Raw genomic sequence first — 17805 nt, 5'->3', positions numbered from 1 at the left:
CCTCGACCGGCGTGAGCACCATGACTGCGCGCGTATTGCTAAATGACAGCGAACGACAGGTCACAAGCGTTACGACCTTGGTTGCCGAAGCGACACGATCGGTGGCATCACTCGCCACGGCAGAGGAATCGTCGAGCATCTCGGACAGGTAATTCTTCAGTCCGTCATCGCCCTCAAAGTTGGGCGTGCGCGCCTTGGCATACGTGTCCTCGACCACCTTGGTCGCCAGCGGGCGCAACTTATACGTCGCATCGCGCGTGATGTAGTACACGTATTCCATGCTGTCGAACGTCGCCTGATCGGTTGTATCCGAAATCACGTTGAACATCGAACCGTCGTTCATATGATGACCGTAAATCGTGGTCTGCTGATCCACCATGCCCGGCGCGGTGTCGTCGCTATCCAAGAAGATGGCTCCCGAGGCATTGGCGGTGCCGTCGAACAGCGTGTTGAGGTACTTGGAGTTGTTGTTGGTCTGCACCACGGGGTAGTTGATGTTAGTGCCGGGCGCGTAAATCCAACCCACAACCTCGGGATTTGTCTGGGCAAGCGCATTGAAGTCGATAACCGGCACGCCGCTGGCGTCCTTGTCGCTCACATATTGCTTTTCGATTTTTTGATATGACTCGCTCGCCTGCTTGTAGCCAATCTGTGCGTTGATAAAGATGGCGGCGGCGGCAACGATCAGGCCAATGCCGATAATGATGAGCAGTATGGGAATGACGGAGCGGCGCTTTTTGCGCGGCGGCTCGGTATAGCTCGATGGCGCGGTATGCGCCGAAGAGCGAGGTGGCTTCTTGGCCGTACTGTATGACGAGGGGCGATATGCAGCAGGCGTATCCTGACGGCGATGCTTCGCCGGCGTCACGGGGCGCGGCGCGCGCGGCTGCTGAGGAGAGGATGTCCGACCCTGCTGCGACGCGCGGGCTGCTCCCGACTTGGCTGGATCGGGAATCCGAGACGCCGAAAAACGCTTTCCCTGATAGTCGGACATGGCTCTCCTTATGCTGCAAATGGACTGGCAGAGCGCTTAGGCGTCAGCCATCTCCTGCTTCATCTTCTCGATAACCTTGCGGTACTCGACATCGCATGCGCCCAGAATCTGCGTGGCGTAAATGGCAGCGTTCTTGGCACCGTTGATGGCCACACAGGCAACGGGCACGCCCGAAGGCATCTGAACCATCGACAGCAGTGAGTCCATACCACCCAGATCGCTCGTCTTCATAGGCACGCCGATAACCGGCAGCGGCGTAAACGCAGCCACGACACCGCCCAGGTGAGCAGCCTTGCCGGCGGCAGCGATAATCACCTTGATGCCGCGGTCGGCAGCAGTCGAGGCCCACTCATGGACCTTCGCCGGCGTGCGGTGCGCGCTTGCAATCACGAGCTCATAGGGCACGCCCAGCGCCTCGAGCTCGGCGGTGCAACCTTCCATAACGCCCAGATCGGACTTGGAGCCCATGATGATCCCGACAACCGGCTTCTGATCTGCCATAAACAAAGACCTCCTGTTGAGAGCGGTAACGCGGCGGATCCGCGACCCTTAACTACAGAGAGTAGTATAGCTGCTCCCGTCCCTGCGGTCTGCGTGGTGCTTTGCGGGCGGGCCAGGCTTTATCTTCACTCCGGTTGCTTCGCAAAGTCGTTCAGATAAAGCCTGGCCCGCCCGCAAAGCACCCCTCGACCTACCGGGGATTGCCATGACGTACGTTAGCTGAAATAAAAAAGCGTGCCCACCGTCCTTGGGTGGGACGGCGGGCACGTTTGCTTAGTTGTCGCTGGGACTACTCAGCCTTATTGCGACGGTGGAAGAAGGCACCGATCGCAGCGATGATGGCTCCAAGGCCACCGACAGTCGCGACAGTTGCCGCCGTTTGATCGCCAGTAACGGGGATCGCCGAACCGTTCTTCTTGCCGCCCTGGGCCTTGTCGCCTGCGGGCTTGCCCGCCTGGCTGCCGCCGTTCGAGCCATTGCCGGAACCCTGGTTGCCCGAACCGCCCTGGTTGCCGGAGTCGGCATCCTTAAGGCCCTCGATGGCCAGCTTGAGCTGGTCATAAGCCGCCTGGAGCTGGGTGTCGGAAGCATTCTCATCACCCAAGACATCCTCGGCGTAGGTAATGGCATCCGTCAGGGCCTTGACGGACTCGGCCGTCTTTCCCTTGGTGTCAGTCTCCTTCGCCTGCTTGACCAGGGCCTTGAGCTGTTTCTTGGTCGGGTTCTCAACTGGGGTCACCGGGGTCTTCTCGAGCGCGTCACGGGCATCCTCGAGCGCCTTGAGTGCCTGGTCGACCTCGTCCTGCGTGGCGTTCTCGTCGCTCAGGATGGCGCGGGCGCTCGCCAAGGCGTTCTGGAACGCGGTCCAGGAAGCCTCGGTGTAGTCACTGGCCTTAAGGTCGCCGGCTGCAACCTCGGCATCAACCTTTTCAATCGCGGCAGTGAGGTCGTCCTTCGCCACCGGATCGGGAACGGCCGCACCGTAGAACTTGAGTTCCGCCATGCTGCAGTAGGCGTCAACGCTGCCACCGCCGGCGTGGAGCACCTTGACGGTCACGTAGCGACCGCGCGCGGCACCAAAGCTCATCTGCTTCCAGTCGCCACGGTCGGTGAGCACGCGGCCGTCGTTGTCGAAGGTAAACGTACCCATCGACGCGGCGGTGCCCATCTCATAACCGTCGGCGGTGTCGGAGACCAGCACCTCGGCCTCAAAGATATCGCCGTTCGTGCCGCCGTCCTGGCGCGGCAGGAACGTGACGTCGGTGAGATCGTAGTCGCGGCCCAGGTCGACGGTCAGGTGCTGGGGCATACCGGTCTTATAAGCATAGTCGCTGTGCCAGAGCGTCTGCTCATCGCCGTCAAGAGCGTTGACGGCGTTGCTGCCCTCATAGTCGGCCTCGCTCGAGAAGCCGGTCACCTTGACGTTCTCGCGGTTCTCGGGCGTGTTGATGAGCTTCTTCTCATCAACGGGGCGCATCTTGAGGCCGTCGATTGCCTTTTCGATCTTGGTCGTAGCGTCTGCGACATCCTTCTTGCTATAGCTGCCCTGGCCGCCGTCGAGAAGCTTCTGAGCCGCCTCGACCGCAGCGGTGAGAGCTGCATAAGAATCCTTGGTGTAGACGGACTCGCTGTAGCCCGCGGCCTTGGAAAGCGCCGCCATGAGCGCAGAGGTGTCGACACCAGCCTTGACCTCGACCTCATAGGATGCGGTCTTGGAGGGGTCGAGCACTGACGCCACCGTGATCGTTGCCTTGCCGGCCTTGTTGGCACGCAAGTAGTAGTTCACGCTATCGCCGGCCTGAACAGCGGAGACGCTCACCACAGAGGAGTCGGAGCTCTCGACCGTCACATAGGGGTAGCCGGCGCTCTCGGGCGTGGCCTTAGCGTCGACGAGCGTAACGTCGCCCTCAAAGAACTCGGTCTGGTTCTTGCCCAGCTCGATACCCTCGATGGCCTCGACACCCTGCGTGTAGTTGAAGTTGATCTCGCGCAGTGTGAGCATCTGGTCACCCGATGCCTCAAGCGGCGTGATCTCGACCTTAGTCGCCTTCTTGCCCTTGTTCTCGGCAGAGAGGCCAAAGGCGTAGCGAGCCTGGAAGGAATCGTACTCCCCACCCGCGAACTCCTGGGTCGAGCCATCCTCGAACGTCACGACGGCCTTGATCTTCTGCACGGTGCCGTTACCGCCGTCGCGGTTGACGACCTCAACGGCATCGAGCTTCGATGGTGTCTTAAAGGCAAATGTCATCGTGGTGGGAAGCTTCACGTAACTCGGAAGCTTGCCCTCGCTGTCCCAGTTGCCGCTCCAGTTCCACAGGAACTCAAAGCCGTTGTCGCCCTCATCGTTATCGAACAGCGCGTTATAGCTCTTCTGCTGAATAAGCTTCTCGACGTTGGAACCATCGTCGGTCGTGAGCTCGTCGTTGGTCATCGTGATGTTGAAGGCATCCTGACCGTACTCGGCAACCGTGGGCTGCGGAACGTCCGGCATCGTCACGGTACCGTCACTCGTAAACTCGAGCGCATCGCACGCCGGACCGATGAGCCAAGACGTCGAGGGCAGTTCAACCTTGCCGGCCGTCTTGGCCTTGAGTTTGAAGCTCGCCACCGCGCCAGTGCCGTTGTAGAGCTTGCCGTCGCCGCGGTTGGCAAAGGCGAGGTTGATGGTCTGTGTGCCGTCCGCGAACTGGACCTTCTCGCGCGACAGGTTCTCCATGCCGGCGGTCGAACCATCCTGCGAGATGCTCTCGGACACAAACTCAAACTGGTCACTCTTAAAGTTGACGAGCGCGCCCAGGGCGTTGACGTTCTTGGCGTCGGCCGCATAGACATCGACGGTGATCTCATCGCCGGCATCGACCTCGGTCTTGCTCGGAATCACCGCGAGCTTGCCGGCGACCTTGCCTTTCTGCTTGGTGCCGCCATCAAGCCCCGCCATGGTAAACGAGTAGTCGTAGACATCATAGACCCCGTTGCCGTTGAGATCGGCAAAGTGGTCGCGAATCTGCGAGTCGAACGTCGAGGTATCGGGCTCGCGGTTCTCGAGACCCAGATAATTCTTCATGTTGGAAAAGTCGCCATCGGAGATCGTTGCCTTGTTGAGGTTGGAACCCACAGCAAAGCCGTCCGTACCATCGGCCTTGTAGATGGCGATCTCGGACGCGGAGAAGAAGTTACCAACCGAAGCGAGCGGCGTCATACGCACGTAGCGTGCGGCCACGGCGCCGTCGAACGTCACCGTTTTGCAGGCGGCGGAGCGCTCCCAATCGACCTCCTGGCTCGTCCAATGGACACCGTCGAGACTCGTCTCGATGCGCATCTTGGTCACAGTGCCGTTGCCGGCGTCGGTACGCGGATAGTACTCGAGCTTGTCGAGCTTGTAGGCGCGGCCGTAGTCGACGGTGAGCGCCTTGCCCAGGTCGTTGCCGCCGGAGTGGAAGCCGCCGTCGCTCGTCTGGAACTCATGGTCGAAGGCGAGATCGGCCTTATGGCTGCCGTAGATCGAGCCCTCCCAGGTGATCTTCTCGGCCTCGGGCACGTTCCGCCATGGGTCGAGGGCGGAGTTCGCCGCGAGCACATCGCTCCAACGGGAGTAGCCCTCGGCGTTGCGCGAACGGATCTGGTAGGTGTGCTTGCTATTGTAGGCAAGATCGGTATGCGTGAATTCCGCTGCATCGCCCACGGCGAACACGGTGCCATCGACCTTAAGGTCGTAGGAGGTAGCACCATCGACCTTTCCCCAGGTGAGCTTAATGCTCGTGGGAGTCGTGGCGTCCTCGGGGGCAGCAAGGTTCGCTGGTGCGGAGAGGTTCTCGTTGAGGCGGTCGGCCGCGAGCGTGGCGTCGGCGTTCACGAAACCGCCCAGCTCGAGCGTCTGCTCCGCTGCAGCGACATCGGTCTTCGCAAACTTGACGTAGACCTTGGGGTTCGTGGTGATCTTAGTGTCGTTGAAGCTCTCGCCCTTCTCGGCCTCGGTGCTGTCCGCATCGCTGCCGTAGTGGTTGAGGTTGGGGCTTTCGTTGTAGAAGTAGACCGCTTGGCCAGCCTCGGGGGTCGCGGCGTCGAAAGCCTCCTGTGAGTCGACCTTGGTCACGTTGAGCGCAGTGCCGCCATTCTTGGCGATGACGCTCGCAGGCTTGGCGGACACGTTGGCCACAAAGGTCGTGGTACGGTTGGAATCGTAACCACTATAGCTGCCCTGGGACGCCGCAGCGGTAAAGGTTGCGGTGCCGCCCGTGGCCTTGGAGCTAAAGACGGTACTCACATGGTCACCGTAAGAGATATTGTCGATCGTGCCGTAGGCATTGTCCTCAGTCGTTTTGTTCTCGATGGAGGAGCCGTCGTCCTCGTACTGCGTGAAGCTGCCCTCACCCTCGGTGGCGAAGAACTCGACGATACGCTGGCTGCGGTCAGTGCCCTTGGTGTTGGTCTCGGTCACAGCCTCGGGGTTGTTGTTCTCGGCATACATCGGCACGATGGAATTGGCCTTTACAAAGAGCGGCAGCTTCCAGAGCGGAGCATCGTAGTTGTTGAGGACCTGGCCGCCGCGGTACTGCTTACCCGAGAAGTAGTCGATCCAGATGGTGGGATTATCATCGGTGCCGTAGTTGGGAAGGTAGATGCCGTTGCGAACGTCATTGCCCTTGTCATCTGCCTGGGTATCCTGATACACCGGCGCAACCAGGAAATTCTCACCGAACATATACTGGTACTGCGTCGAAGTGCTCGCGGCGTACTCGGAGTTGTCGGAGAGCAGCATGGCGCGGATCATGGGCAGGCCGGTATCGCCGTTACCCGTATCGATGTTGGCCGCCGAAGCCGCACTCGTGTAGATATAGGGTATGAGCTGCGCTTTGAGCTTGAGGTAGAAGCGCGAGATGCCCGTGTAGGGATCGCCGTGCGTCATGGGCGACTTGCGGTAGGTGCCCCAACCGTCCATGTCGAGCATAGAGGGCGTGAACGTCTTCCACTGGTAGTCGCGTGCCGAGATGATGGGGTCGCCGCCAAAGATGCCGTCCATGTCGGAGCCGATGTTGGGGTTGCCCGAAAGACTCTGACCGATATACGTGGGGATATGGAAGCGGATGTACTCCCAGTTGCCGCCGTACTGGTCGCCGGTCCAGATGCCGCCAAAGCGCTGCGTGCCGGCCCAACCATCGAGCGTAATGATGTTGGGGCGCTTGTTGGCGCCGGTCGTCACCGTGTCATAAGCCGTCTTGATGCCGTTAAGACCAAAAGAGTAGCCAGAGCCAACCCAGGCGACGTCGGTCTTGAGGGTAGTGATGCCTCCCGTCTTGACCTCGGCGTCGAAGTCGCGAAGCAGGTGCCACGGAGTCTCGGAGTTGCTATCGGGCTCAAGGTTGGACTGGGTCCACAGGCCCGTGCTCACGCCCTTGGAGTTAGCGTACTCGGTGAACTTCTTAAGGTTGTCGACGTTGGCGCGCACGGCGTTGAGGCGCTCGGCAGAACTCGTTCCGTCGGAGTTGACGCCGCCGGTCTTGTAGTAACCGTTCTGGCCATAGCCGGCACCGTAGCCGTCGTTCGGCAGGAACCAGCCGAGCGGCATGTCGTTGTCCTCGTAGTCATCGATAACCTGCCGGGCAGAGAACTGGCGGTCGAAATCGGTCGCCTTCATGTTCTCGGTATCGACCGTAGGACCTTCACCGTTGAGCGTCTCGGACGCAAGCGTGCCGTCGAGCTTGTAGCCCGTCGCCATGCCAGACTCGTACTTAACGTCGCCCTTCTCGCTCGAGGACTTGCTGCCCTTGGTCTCCCACTTCTTCTGACCCGAAGTCGTTGACCAGCCATCACGGTTATAGGCATTCAGATGACCCAGGTAGAAACCGTATTCGGGCAGCAGCACCGGATTACCGGTTACCTTGTAGTAGTCCTGCAGCATCTCGGTTGCCACGTTCGAGGCGCCATCGTTGGTCGCCACGAAGTAGTAGGCATCGAACTCATTCTCGCTGTGCGAAGTCGTGACCGTCGATGCATCCGTAGAACCGAAGTCGTAGGAACCTTCTGCGAACGTGTTTCGGAGCACGCCGTAGCCGTCACTCGTCCAATAGAACGGGTTGGGCGAAGCAACGCCGCCATCGGTCCAGTTGTTGGTGTTGGAGATGGCGATGGTCTGGTTGGTGTGCAGGAAGCGGCCGTTCTGAGTACCGCCGCCAAAGAAGTTCTCGGACTTCGCCTTGGCGAGCGTCTGGACGGTGCCCTTCTTATCAAGGTCGAGGGACGCGGACTCGGAGACCACGACACGGTCGCCCGACTTGATGCTCATCTTGCCAGTCGCCTTGTCCAGAATCACGGTCGCCTTTCCACCGGTGATCTCGATAGTGTCACCCTTGTCGACAACCGTCGCGCTCGGCTTGCTGTAGGTATCCGAGGTGTCGGGCTGGGCCTGAATCTTAGCCGTGTGGGACTTGCTACGCGGCGTGGCATACTCAGAGAACTCGCCTTTGGGGTCGACATTGTAACGGAAAATGCCGTCCTCTAGAAATGTGATACGGCCCTTGATGCCGTCGGCGAAATCGATGTCGACGACGTTCGAGGCGGACTGAGACACGGTCGCCGAGTCGACGCCCTTAAGCGGCGTGGCAATCGCCTGCTGGGGGCTAGCGAACACGAGAGTCGCCGCTGTTGCGACGAGGACCGCGCTTCCCTTCACCCACCGTTTCGTAAAAATGGAATTCCTACGCACCTGGACTCCTTCCCTCCGACATGCGGAAGTGTCGCGGACGCGCGCCCCGCAGCATGGGCGAACGCATCAACGGGGGGGGTGTTCGGTACATTCCGTACAATTGGCCCACCCGTTACCAAGGGGTCAACTGGTAGTAACCAGATAGCCACCTATAAGGTTGAATCAGCATACATGAGCAGTTGCGCAAATTAAGTTTGGAATTCTCCCAGCGGTATAAAAATGAACGTAGATGGCGAAGTGGGTCTAACCAACCATACCAATTGGTTCTCCAGCCAGATACCACTTAAGCATAGTTTTACTTGTTTAACTGGTATTACATAACCAATACCTTTCCTCGGAAAACGGGCTTCGCGAATTATCCTGAGGGAAAGTCGTATCCGCCACCCCGCGACCCACCGGGAATTACCATGACGTACTTTGGCTGTTTTTGGTTGGAATGGAAGGTTGACGGAGGGTGGTGGTGGACAGTTAGTTCAGATACGTATTATTTGGCCGTGCCAATTGGCATTAATGGATTGGTTTGGAGCCACTTTGGACCCAATAATGGGCTATTCTCGCCCTTGAGCGAGCGCCTCTGTCGGCCCAGAAGGCCAAAAACGGCTCATTTGACCCCAAATCGACCTTCGTCAGCCTTTAAAAAAATACGTATCTGAACTAACTGTCCAGGGACATGTCTCCCCCATAGCAAAAAGTCTCTTGGCGAATGAAAATTCGCCAAGAGACCCCATACAAAACGTGGGCTCTGTCGTTCGAATGAACGACAGAGCCCACGCTCACTTTTTATTCAGCCCTAGTCATCGCGCAAAGCCCCTTCGGCAGCACACGGTGCAGCCAAGTCACCGCAGGCCGGGGCGGAGGGGGCCGAATTTGCCACTGAGCGACTCTGCTTGCAGCCGGAGCGAAGGGGGAAACTCGGCCCCCTCCGCCCCGGCCGGACAGGTCACACTACACCGTGTGCTGCGGCAGGTCCTGCAGGGCGATGACGTCCATGCCCATGTCGTTGGCGCTGCCGTGACCCTGCTGGTCCTCGCGCACCGCCTCGATGGCGCTCACGTAGGTGTTGGCGGCAGACATCGCCGTCACGCAGGTCACGCCGCGACGCACGGCCTCGGTACGTAGCAGGTAGCCATCGCCACGCGAGCCCGGACCGTACGGCGTGTTGATGATTACCGCAATCTTGCCATCGGCGATGAGGTCGCCGATGTTGGGACGCTCGCCGTCGTGCGGGCCGCTGATCTTCTCCACGACTTCACACGTCACGTTGCCGCCGCGCAGCACGCGCGCCGTGCCCTCGGTAGAGCAGATATCAAAGCCCAGGTAGCGCAGGATACGCGCGACCGAAAGGATGTGACGCTTGTCGCGGTCGCACACGCTGATGAACACCTTGCCGCAGCTCGGATCGGGCAGCTTGTAGTCGATCGCCAGCTGCGTCTTGGCATATGCCTCGGGATAGCTCTTGGCGATACCCATGACCTCGCCCGTCGACTTCATCTCGGGCCCCAGGATAACGTCGGCTCCCGGGAAACGGCCCCAGGGCATAACGGCTTCCTTCATGCAGAACCAATCGAGCTGACGCTCGTCGCTCGGCAGGCCCAGGCTCGCGATGGAATCGCCCGCCATGATACGCGCCGCGCACTTGGCCAGCGGCACGCCGGTGGCCTTGGAGATAAACGGCACGGTACGGCTGGCACGCGGGTTGGCCTCGATCACGTAGACGGTCTCGCCCTTGATGGCGTACTGCACGTTGACCAGGCCGCGTACGCCCAGCGCCATCGCGATGCGACGCGTGGTCTCGCGAAGCTTTGCCTGCAGGCTCTCGCTAAAGCTGAACGGCGGGATGCAGGTCGCGGAGTCGCCAGAGTGAATACCAGCCTCCTCGATATGCTCCAGAATGCCGCCAATGTAGACCTCTTCGCCATCGCACAGGGCGTCGACATCGGACTCGATCGCACCCTCCAGGAAGCGGTCCAGGTACACCGGGTAGTCGGGGCTAATGCGCGCAGCCTCGGCCATGTAATCGCGCAGGTGCTCGGCATCGTAGGCGATCATCATGCCGCGGCCGCCCAGCACGTAGCTCGGACGTACCAGCAGCGGGTAGCCAATGTGTGCGGCAACGGCCTCGGCCTCCTCAAACGAGGTGGCCTGACCCGCCGGCGGGTACATGATGCCCAGCTTGTCGAGCAGGGCGGCAAAGCGCTCGCGGTCCTCGGCAAAGTCGATGGCATCGGACTTGGTGCCCATGATGTTGACGCCACTCTCCTCGAGCATGCGCGCCAGCTTAAGCGGGGTCTGGCCGCCGAGCGTCACCACGACGCCGTCGGGTCGCTCAACGTCGATGACATCCATGACGTCCTCGTAGGTGAGCGGCTCAAAGTACAGGCGGTCGGACGTGTCGTAGTCAGTCGAGACGGTCTCGGGATTGCAGTTGACCATGATGGTCTCAAAACCACGGGCCGCCAGTGCATAGCTCGCATGCACACAGCAGTAGTCGAACTCGATACCCTGGCCAATGCGGTTGGGGCCGGCGCCCAGGATCATCGCCTTGGGCTTGTCCGCCGGCGTGGTCTCGTCGGGAGCCACGCACTTCTTGGCATCCGGGCTCGTGCGGTAGATGTTCTCGTACGTCTTGTAGTGGTACTCCGTGGCGCTCGAGAACTCCGCAGCGCAGGTATCGACCGTCTTCATGCTGGGAACCACGCCCAGGCCCTTGCGGTAGGCGCGCACAAAGCGCTCGTCCGAGCCGGTCAGCGCGGCGATCTCGGCATCGCTCGTGCCGTACTGCTTGAGCAGGCGCATCGCGTCGGCGTCGATATCCTCCACACGCAGGCCGCGGATGCTCTCCTGAACCTGCGCCATGTCGTTGATACGGTTGAGGTACCACGGATCGATGCCGCAGATAGCATGGATGCGCGCAACGTCCCAGCCGCGGCGCAGGGCCTCGACCACAAAGAAGATGCGATGCTCGGTCGGGGTGGCCACGGCCTGGGCGAGCTCATCGTCGCTCAGCTTGTCGGCACCCTCCTTGCCACCGGCGCAAATGCCCTGGTGTCCGTCCTCCAGCGAGCGCATGGCCTTGCCAAAGGCCTCCTCAAAGGTGCGGCCAATCGCCATGATCTCGCCCACGGCCTTCATGCGTGTGGTGAGCGTGGGGTCGGTACCCTTGAACTTCTCGAAGGCAAAGCGCGGCACCTTGACCACACAGTAGTCGATTGTGGGCTCAAAGCAGGCGGGCGTAGCCTTGGTGATGTCGTTGACAATCTCGTCGAGCGTGTAGCCCACGGCCAGGCGCGCGGCGGCCTTGGCGATGGGGAAACCCGTGGCCTTGGAAGCGAGGGCGGACGAGCGGCTCACGCGCGGGTTCATCTCGATGACGATCAGGCGGCCGGTCTGGGGATTCACGGCAAACTGCACGTTGGAGCCGCCGGTCTCGACGCCGATCTTCTCCAGAATGGCGAGCGAGGCCACGCGCATGCGCTGATACTCAAGGTCGGAGAGCGTCTGCGCCGGCGCCACGGTGATGGAGTCGCCGGTATGCACGCCCATGGGGTCGAGGTTCTCGATGGAGCACACGATGATGCCGTTGCCGGCGTGATCACGCATGACCTCCATCTCGTACTCTTTCCAGCCCTCGATGGACTCCTCGACCAGCACCTCGTGGGCAGGCGAGAGCTCCAAGCCCTGGCTCACGATGGAGACGAGCTCCTCGTGGGTGTGAGCGATGCCGCCGCCGGCGCCGCCGAGGGTAAAGCTCGGGCGCAGTACGCAGGGATAACCCACGCGCTCGGCGATAGCCTCGGCGTCGGCCACGCTGTAGGCATAGCCCGAGCGCGCGACCTCCAGGCCGATCTCGGCCATGGCCTCGTTAAAGAGCTTGCGGTCCTCGCCGCGCTCGATAGCGGCCAGGTCGCAGCCGATCATCTCGACGCCGTACTTGTCGAGCGTACCGTCCTTTGCCAGCTCGACGGCGGCGTTCAGACCGGTCTGGCCGCCCAGCGTGGGCAGCAGCGCGTCCGGGCGCTCTTTCTTGATTACGCGCTCGATAAATTCGGCGGTGATGGGCTCGACATAGGTGCGGTCGGCAAGACCCGGGTCGGTCATGATGGTCGCCGGGTTGGAGTTGACCAGGATGACCTCAAAGCCATCCTCCTTGAGCACCTTGCAGGCCTGGGCACCGGAGTAGTCAAACTCGCAGGCCTGGCCGATAACGATGGGGCCCGAGCCAATGACGAGGATGCGCTTGATGTCAGTACGTTTCGGCATGTTTAAAACCTCCTAGAGAGGCTGACTCAATGTTTTGGAAAAGTCAGCGAGGGTGCAGCTGGTGCATCAGGTTGCCGTGATGCGAGGGCGCGCTGGGCTTATGCCCGCGCGACCGAAGCAGAGCGGCAAGATGATGTGCCAGATGCAGCCGCAGCGTCGACCGGTCCGCCGTTCGGTAGAACGGCGGAACCATCGTCGGCAAAATTCCAGCCGGCAAGGCGGTCCTTCGCGGTGTCGATGTCCAGGTAGTTCTCCTCGCCGTCCATGAGTCGCGTAAAGGCGGTAAAGAGATAGTGGGCATCGGTGGGGCCAGGCGAGGCCTCGGGGTGGTACTGGACCGAGAAGCACGGGGCGTCGAGCAGCTGGATGCCCTCGGCGGTGCCGTCGTTGAGGTTCACATGTGTCAGGCGAATGCGGCCAAAGCGCTCGTTCATCACGACCGGCGCGATTCCGCGGCGCACCCAGACGCGCAGATCTCCATCGGCCGCATGCTCGGTCTCGCCGCCGGAAAGCTCGGGGACAAGCTTGCCCAAGCTGGGAAACAGCAGGCCAAAGCCATGGTTTTGCGCGGTGATCTCCACGCGACGGCTTACCAGGTTCATGACCGGCTGGTTGCCACCGCGGTGACCGAATTTAAGCTTTTCCATCTGGGCACCGCAGGCCAGGCTGATCATCTGGTGACCAAGGCAAATGCCAAAGACCGGTACCTTGCCGATCAGCTGCTGCACCTGCTCGTAGGTCTCCACCACGGCGTCGGGGTCGCCGGGGCCATTGGACAAAAAGACACCGTCGGGATTCATGTCGAGCACCTCACTCGCGGGCGTATCCCACGGCACGACGGTAAGGTCGCAGCCGGCGCGGACCAGCCCCTCCAGAATACCGCGCTTCACACCGCAGTCGTAGGCGACCACCTTGTGACGGGCAGGGGCGGCAGCCGCAAGTGCAAAGTCATGCGTGGCAGGCAGGTCGGCGGCCACAAACTCGTGAGACGCGGGGCAGCTTACGGTCTTGACCAGGTTCTCGCCTACCAGCATGGGCGCTGCGGCCAGACGCTCGGCAAGCTCGTCGACGTCGAAGATCTCGGTCGAGATAATGCCCATCTTGGAACCATTGTCGCGCAGATGGCGCACCAGAGCGCGGGTGTCGACACCCTCGATAGCGACGATGCCATGAGCGCGCAGGTACTCCGGCACGCTTACGGCCGAGCGCCAGTTAGAAGGCGTGGCGCACATGTCGCGAACGATCATGCCGCGCATAGCCGGAGCGCTCGCGGGGCGCACGGCGTCGCCGGGGAGGGCCGACTGGACGTCGGTCTCGTCGATACCGTAGTTGCCGATCTGCGGATAGGTCATGGTTACGATTTGGCCGGCATAACTCGGGTCGGTCATGACCTCAAAGTAGCCCTCGAGCGAGGTGTTGAAGCAGACTTCGCCGGTCGCGGTGCCCTCGGCGCCGCATGCACGTCCATAAAAAATGGTCCCATCCTCAAGATACAGGATGCAGGGACCGCAGGTGCCCTTGCTGGTTTTGGCCAGCATACGCTGGCAAAGCTCGCTGGGCGCGAAGGTGCGGGCGGCAGCGCCCGCGGTATGGTTGTTCGCCATAGTTCTCCTTCCCGGTCTCACAGGACCGGTTTAAAGGTGTGTAGTTAGGCCTCGCGGTATTATAACCGCAAGCATGCCTCATGGCGTTAATTTCATCGAAATGTTTACGAAATGATAATTATGACTTTCTATGCATAATGATTTTTCTGGGACGGGGATTAAAAAATCATCCCGCGAGGCTTGTGGCTCACGCGGGATGATGACGTCTTACTTTCTCTTGTCCTGCTCCAGCAAATCGGACGGTGAGCGATCGGGCTTGCCACCGCGGAAAATCTCGCGGCCATGCAGACGATGCTCCAGGTCACGTTCGGCCTTTTCCTCGTCAATCTTGGTCTGGCTAACCACCGGGTCCTCAATCAACGACGACACCGAGTTCACCTGCTTCTGAATGCGTTCGGCGATGGTGTCATCCATACTCACGATGCGCATCTTCCAGTCGATACTCGTGGCGTTGGATGAGCTCTTGGTCCACACGAACGTCAAAATGGCACTCTGGTGGCCCCGCGCGGGGAACATGCCAAAGAAGGAATCGTGCTGAATGTTGCTATCCTCGTCGATATAGGCGTGAACGTTATACACCACGCGGTCGATCTTGTCGTTGAGCAGCGCGTTGGTCGCAAGCGCCGCGGCCTGGATCTGCCCGTTGGACAGCAGCTCGAGCTCGTTGGCAGACGATGTGTCCAACACCGTCACCTCGACCGTGCCCGTGCGTTCATCGGCTTCATCGACGGTGAAGTCGAGCGGGAACTGCGTAAAGCCGTTGCCCCACTCAAGGCCGCCCTTCAGCGCCGTCGAAACGGTATCGACCGAAACGCTCTCGGACAGGTTGGCGGTGTTCAGGCGTCGCATCACGCCGTAGCCAATCTGCATGCCCACGATCAGCACCAAAATACCGATGACCACGGCCATCGCGGTCTTCGTAATGGTATGGCTCACCTGCGAGCCCGAAGGATCGTCCTCGGACAGCGGGTCGATATGTTTTGCCTGGCTCGCGCGGTCCTCGCTGCGCAGCTGCGCTAGCGCCGCTTTGTCACCGCGCTTGACGGCGGCCTCTTTCTCGCGCATGCGCTCGGTACGCTTTTTGGCAAGCGTAGGATCCAAGACGCCGGATGCATCGATTTCGGAGAATAACTCCGTCACTTCTTCCGGAGTCAAAGGGTTCTTATCAGCCATGATCTTCCTGTCATATCAATCAGTCGAGCTCGTGCGCACGCGCACCTTCGAACTGCATTCGATAGTAACGGGCATAGGTGCCGCCACGGGCGAGAAGCTCCTCGTGCGTGCCACGCTCCACAACGCGACCATGCTCAACGGTCGCAATCTCATCGGCATGCTTAATGGTCGAAAGACGGTGGGCGATGATAATCGTGGTGCGGCCGCGTGCCAGCTCTTCGAGTGACTCCTGCACCGCCTCCTCGCTCTCGTTATCCAAAGCACTCGTCGCCTCGTCCAAAATCAGGATCTTGGGGTTCTTGAGAAACACGCGCGCGATGGCAACGCGCTGCTTCTGTCCGCCCGAAAGACGGCTGCCGCGCTCGCCCACGACCGTGTCATAGCCCTGTGGAAGCGACTCGATAAAGGCATCGATGTTGGCGCGACGGGCCGCCTCGGCAATCTCTTCCGCCGTGGCGCCCGGCTTGCCGTAGGCGATGTTCTCGCCAATCGTACCGTCAAACAGATAGACATCCTGCTGCACCAGGCCGATGGCGCGACGCAGGCTCTGCTGCGTCACATCACGCACGTCCTGGCCGTCGATGCTAATGGATCCAGCAGCCACGTCATAAAAGCGCGGCAACAGCGAACAGGTCGTGGACTTGCCACCGCCCGAAGGGCCAACCAAAGCGATGGTCTGCCCGGGCTTGATGGACAGATCCATATGGTCGATAACGGGACGCTCGTCGGCATCGCCCTCGCCCAGCTCAACGTCCTCGTAGTTAAAGCACACGTCGTGATACTCCACGGCGCCGGCAGTCACCTGCAGATCCGTGGCGCCCGGCTTGTCCTGGATATCCGGCGCGGTCGAGAGCACCTCGTCCATACGCTTAAAGCCGGCGATAGCCTTCTGATACGTTTCGGCCGAATTGACGAGCGTCTCAAGCGGCGTGCAGAACAGCGAAATATAGAGTGCAAAGGTCGCCATATCGACCGCCTGCAGCTGTCCCTGGGCGACCAGCCAGCCGCCCAGCAGCACCACGATCACATAGAGCACACCCGAGAGCAGGCCATACGTCGCGGTATAGACGCCCATGGCGTGATACATGTTCTCTTTGGACGAAAGATAGCGATTGTTTGAGGCGCGGAACTTGGCACGCTCGGTCTCCTCATTGGCAAAGCTCTTGACCACACGCATGCCCGCCAGCGAATCCTGCAGCTGGGCATTGATGCCGCTGATTTTTTTGCGGTTGTCGCTAAAGACCTCGCGCATGCGCATGTTCTGCCAAAACATGATGACCGCAAACGCCGCCGTCACCACGGCCATGGCGAGCGCCAGCACCGGGGCAATGGTAAAGAGGATCGCAAACGAGCCGATAATCTCGATGCCGCAGATGATGATCCACTCGGGCACGTGGTGCGCCGCCTCGCAGATATCGAACAGATCGTTGACCACGCGGCTCATCATGTCGCCCGAACTGTTGCGGTCGAAGTACGCAAAGCTAAAGCGCTCGTACTGGTCAAACAGGTCCTCGCGCATCTTGGACTCCATGCGCGCACCCATCACGTGGCCCCAGTAGCTCACAAAGTAGCGGCAGGCGCAGCGAACGGCATACATCAGCACCAGCCCCACCGCGATCATACCGAGCGCCTGCATAATGGCAGCCTGGCCCTGGGTAAACAGCCCACCGGTCAAATTGCGCAGAATAATAGGAAACGCAAGGTCAATGGCAGCAAGCACCAGAGCGCAAACAGTATCAGCAACAAAAAGCCCCATCTGGGGCTTGTAATACGAAAGAAACCTCTTCAGCATGTGATCCTCAAAGAAATATCAGCAACGTAAGGCCCTGGGACAAAGCAATCAGTAGTACTTGTCCCAGGGCTATCCCCACTCGTTAAAGCTCCGTGCCCCCAAGGCGGTGCGCGATGCTATCGCAGGCCAAGGCGCCCACGACGGTCTTGGCGTCTTCGATCTTGCCGTCGAGCACGGCGTCGATCAGCTCGTGCAGCGGCACCAGGTCCACGTTGACAAACTCGTCATCATCGGGGTTGGGCGCATCAAACTCGAGCTTGGTGGCCAAGTAGATGTGGATGATCTCATCGCAAAAACCGCAGGACGTGACAATCGACGTCAAAAAGCGAATACGACCAGCCCTAAAGCCCGTCTCCTCGTGCAGTTCGCGCTTGGCGCAATCGAGCGGGTCCTCGCCTGGATCGAGCTTGCCGGCGGGAATCTCGACCGTCACGCGGTCGATGGCGGTGCGGTACTGACGCACCAGTACGATCTTGCCGCTCTCGGTCAGTGCCACAACGGCCGCCGCACCCGGATGGCGAACGATATCGCGGGCGCTGCGGTGACCGTTGGGCAGCTCAACCTCAAGACGGTGGACGTCGAGGATCTTGCCCTTCCAGGCGCACTCCTCCGAAAGAATCTTCTCGTGCAGCTCGGCATCGTGCGGGTCGTCGTCGCCCAGCACCAGCGCCGGCTCGTCAGCGACCTCGCCACCAGGCTCGCCCTCGGCGTGCCCATACATGCGGCTGTCCTCTTCGACGATCTGCGCGTCCACGAGCTCTTCGTTCTTCTCGTCCAT

General features: G+C 60.6%; 8 protein-coding genes. All 8 read right to left on the bottom strand.

Annotated elements, in window-relative coordinates:
• The coding region (locus ABHR75_RS00970; RefSeq protein WP_346963418.1) for a class B sortase at positions 1-994 on the bottom strand (994 nt) is incomplete at its 3' end.
• Positions 995-1030: 36 nt separating this feature from the next.
• Positions 1031-1495 carry a 5-(carboxyamino)imidazole ribonucleotide mutase gene (gene purE, locus ABHR75_RS00965; protein WP_346963417.1) on the bottom strand — a complete coding sequence of 155 codons (465 nt, stop codon included), beginning with the start codon at positions 1493-1495 and terminating at the stop codon, positions 1031-1033.
• 289 nt (positions 1496-1784) lie between these two features.
• Positions 1785-8123 carry a discoidin domain-containing protein gene (locus tag ABHR75_RS00960; protein ID WP_346963416.1) on the bottom strand — a complete coding sequence of 2113 codons (6339 nt, stop codon included), beginning with the start codon at positions 8121-8123 and terminating at the stop codon, positions 1785-1787.
• Between the two features lie 1020 nt (positions 8124-9143).
• Positions 9144-12458 carry a carbamoyl-phosphate synthase large subunit gene (gene carB / locus ABHR75_RS00955; protein WP_346963415.1) on the bottom strand — a complete coding sequence of 1105 codons (3315 nt, stop codon included), beginning with the start codon at positions 12456-12458 and terminating at the stop codon, positions 9144-9146.
• Positions 12459-12556: 98 nt separating this feature from the next.
• Positions 12557-14062 carry a glutamine-hydrolyzing carbamoyl-phosphate synthase small subunit gene (carA, locus tag ABHR75_RS00950; RefSeq protein ID WP_346963414.1) on the bottom strand — a complete coding sequence of 502 codons (1506 nt, stop codon included), beginning with the start codon at positions 14060-14062 and terminating at the stop codon, positions 12557-12559.
• A 207-nt stretch (positions 14063-14269) separates the two neighbouring features.
• Complete coding sequence (locus ABHR75_RS00945; RefSeq protein ID WP_346963413.1) at positions 14270-15235, bottom strand: hypothetical protein; 966 nt, start codon at positions 15233-15235, stop codon at positions 14270-14272.
• A 19-nt stretch (positions 15236-15254) separates the two neighbouring features.
• Complete coding sequence (locus tag ABHR75_RS00940; RefSeq protein WP_346963412.1) at positions 15255-17027, bottom strand: ABC transporter ATP-binding protein; 1773 nt, start codon at positions 17025-17027, stop codon at positions 15255-15257.
• A gap of 82 nt (positions 17028-17109) precedes the next feature.
• Complete coding sequence (locus tag ABHR75_RS00935) at positions 17110-17805, bottom strand: NUDIX domain-containing protein (protein WP_195363837.1); 696 nt, start codon at positions 17803-17805, stop codon at positions 17110-17112.

The organism is Collinsella aerofaciens, assembly GCF_039752955.1.
In the GTDB taxonomy this organism is placed as follows: domain Bacteria; phylum Actinomycetota; class Coriobacteriia; order Coriobacteriales; family Coriobacteriaceae; genus Collinsella; species Collinsella aerofaciens_BI.
Note: the sequence above shows the minus strand (reverse complement) of the source record. Positions and strands in the feature narration are given on the sequence as shown.